We start from the raw sequence: 2,407 nt of genomic DNA on the forward strand, positions 1-2,407 counted from the left end.
TCGTAGATGCCGCCGGAGGAAGGCCGGGGCCGGGGCCGGTGCCGAGGCGCGTCCCGCGCTGGGCGGTGGCCGCGGCGACGCACCCGAGGGCGGGGACGGCGGGAGGGAACGCGGGAGCCCCCGACCCGGTGGACCGGGGTCTCGACCCGGTGGCCCGGGGCCTCGACCCGGTGGTCGGGCACCCGGATCCTCTGGCAGCGCCCGACGGGGAGGCTGACGAGGAGGCTGACGTCCCCCGGCGCGGGGAGCGGTTCGGACTCGCCCTGCGGGAGCGGATGCCGTTGTGGGTCCGCACCCGCTGCGGACTGGAGCGGCGCAATGTGATCGCGCTGACGGTGGTGTTCGTGATCGCCGTGGCCCTCGCCGCTCACCACTTCTGGTCCGGGCGGACCGAGCCGGTGCGGGCCCCCGAGGTGCTGCGGGCCGCCTCGCCGCATCCGCCGGCGGGGGAGAGCGGAGCAGGGGACGCGGAGGCGGGGCCGGCCGCCGTCTCCGGTGCCCGGCCGCCGGCCGGCTCCGCGGGCCCCGAGATCGTGGTCGACGTCTCCGGCAAGGTCCGCGACCCGGGCGTGCACCGGCTGCCCGCCGGAGCCAGGGTCGAGGACGCGCTGCGCGCGGCGGGCGGAGTACGGCCCGGCACGAAGACGGACGGGCTCAACCGGGCCAGGTTCCTGGTGGACGGGGAGCAGGTGGTGGTCGGGGGCCCGGCACCCCCGGCCGGCGCGGGCAATCCCGGTGGCCCGGGTGGCCCGGGTGGCCGGGCGGGCGCAGGACCCGTGACGCCGGTGTCGCTCAACACCGCCACCGCCGACCAGCTCGACACCCTGCCCGGCGTCGGCCCCGTGCTGGCGCAGCACATCATCGACTACCGCACCCGCCACGGCGGCTTCCGCTCGATCGACGAACTCCGCGAGGTCAACGGCATCGGCGACCGCCGCTTCGCCGACCTGCGGGACCTGGTCCGGCCATGAGGCACCCCGTCCACGCCGCCTCAGGGCACCGCCTCGGCGCGTCCCACCCCCGGCAGGAGGCACCGGCCGACCTCCGTCTCGTCGTGCCCGCACTCGCTGTGTGGGCCACGGCCGCGCTCACCCTGCACGCCACGCCCGGCCGGGTGGCGGCGGTGGCGGTGCTCGCCGGCACGGGTGCGGGCGTCCTCATGCTGCTGCACCGCAGCCGGCCCGGCGGAGACGGCGCAACCACCCGCACGGACCCTAACGTCCTGGACCGGAACGTCTTGGACCGGAACGTCTTGGACCGGAACGTCTTGGACCGGAATGTCTTGGACCGGGACGTCTCCGTCCCCACCGGGGCCCGGATCACCGCCGCCGCCGCGCTGCTCGGCATCGCCACGGCCGCCGTGGCGGCCGGTCTGCACGGCGCCGACCTGCGGCGCGGCCCGGTCCCGGATCTGGCGCGGGAGTACGCGCGGGTGACAGCGGAGGTGGAGATCACCGCCGACCCCCGGCGCGCCCGACCGGGCCCCGGTGGCGGGTTCGCCCCGCCTTCTCTCCTCATCGAGGCCGACGTGCGGACGGTGGAGCGGGCGGGCGAAGCTCCCGTCGAGGTCCGCACTCCGGTCCTGGTGATCGTGGACGACCGCTCCGCCGGACGCGACGGCGCCTCCGCCCGGGCACGCCCGGAATCTGAAGCCTCCCCCTGGCTCGCGCTCCTGCCCTCCACCCGGTTACGGGTCGAGGCACGCCTCACGCCGACGACGTCCGGCGACCGGTTCGCCGCCGTGCTGAGGACCAAGGGCGCGGGCGGGCCGGAGATCGTGGGGGAACCGTCCGGAGCGCAACGGCTGGCGGGGAGGCTGCGCGCCGGACTGCGCGAGGCCACCGACGACCTGCCCGCCGACGCCCGCGCCCTGCTGCCCGGGCTGGTCGTGGGCGACACCGCCCGGGTCCCCCCGGACCTCGACGAGGCGTTCCGGGAGACGGACCTCACCCACACGCTGGCGGTGTCCGGGGCCAACTTCACGATCCTCCTCGCCCTGTTCCTGGGCCCTCCCGGCCTCGCGCAGCAGGCCGAGCGGCGCGGACTCGCACCCCGCATCGGCCTGACACTGCGGGGGACGGCGGTACTCGGCGGGGCGCTCTCGCTCGCCTTCGTGATCGTGTGCCGCCCCGACCCGAGCGTCCTGCGGGCCGCCGCCTGCGGATCGGTGGCCCTGCTCGCGCTCGCCACCGGCCGCCGCAGATCCCTGATCCCGGCGCTGGCCGCGGCGGTCCTGCTGCTGGTCCTGTACGACCCGTGGCTGTCGCGCAGTTACGGCTTCCTGCTCTCCGTCCTGGCCACCGGCGCGCTGCTCACCATGGCCCCTCGCTGGAGCGAGGGCCTGCGGCGGCGGGGCCTGCCGCCCCGGCTCGCCGAGGCGCTGGCCGCCGCGGGCGCCGCGCAGGCG

At 77.3% G+C, this 2,407-nt stretch carries 2 protein-coding genes; both read left to right on the plus strand.

Annotated elements, in window-relative coordinates:
• The first annotated feature begins 128 nt into the window (after window positions 1–128).
• Window positions 129–971 (plus strand): ComEA family DNA-binding protein, encoded by an 843-nt coding sequence (locus G3I53_RS12600; protein WP_343240610.1) that lies wholly within the window; start codon window positions 129–131, stop codon window positions 969–971.
• The coding region (locus tag G3I53_RS12605; protein ID WP_164438347.1) for a ComEC/Rec2 family competence protein at window positions 968–2,407 on the plus strand (1,440 nt) is incomplete at its 3' end. The genes G3I53_RS12600 and G3I53_RS12605, both read left to right, overlap by 4 nt.

The organism is Streptomyces sp. SID14436, from assembly GCF_010548465.1.
Classification (GTDB): Bacteria; Actinomycetota; Actinomycetes; order Streptomycetales; family Streptomycetaceae; genus Streptomyces.